This window comes from Vibrio genomosp. F10 str. 9ZD137, assembly GCF_049974785.1.
GTDB lineage: Bacteria > Pseudomonadota > Gammaproteobacteria > Enterobacterales > Vibrionaceae > Vibrio.
The window spans coordinates 1-524 of sequence record NZ_JBNGCJ010000121.1; the positions used below are offsets into that span (position 1 = coordinate 1).

Here is a 524-nt window from a genome sequence, read left to right on the forward strand (position 1 = left end):
AATCACAGCGAGTCTTAACGCCCGTATTAACAGGCTAAAAATTGTTGGCTAAAATAAGTGAACGGAGTGAACAAAAAGCCAACTGTTTTTTGTCCTTGTTGAATCGTCTTGTTATATGCTAAATCCACTCTTGCTTATCTGATGATACAGTCACTTCACTTTCAAGCTCACCTGTATGTGCTGTAGATGAAGGCTCAATCATCATAAAATGTGTATCAAGTTCTGCTAAAGGGCAATGCTCTACACCTTTAGGTACAACATACATTTCACCTGGATTTAGTACAACATTACCATTTCTTAATTGCAAAGTGAGTTGCCCTTTAAAAACTATGAACAATTCATCCTCATTATCATGTGTGTGCCACACAAGCTCACCGGAACCTTTGGCTATCTTAACTAATTGGCCATTTGTTTCAGCTAAAATTTTTGGTGTCCACTCATCTGAAAAACTTTTGAATTTTTCACTAATATTAATTTTTTTCAATGAACTCTCCTTAGCATATAACGCCGCGTTAAGCGGACAA

Annotated in this window: 1 protein-coding gene; it reads right to left on the bottom strand. The window is 36.6% G+C overall.

Features of this window, described 5'->3' with window-relative positions; all coding sequences use genetic code 11:
• Positions 1-118: 118 nt before the first annotated feature.
• Positions 119-484, bottom strand: a complete 366-nt coding sequence (locus ACP45E_RS01450; protein ID WP_026026457.1) for a cupin domain-containing protein — start codon at positions 482-484, stop codon at positions 119-121.
• Positions 485-524: the final 40 nt, after the last annotated feature.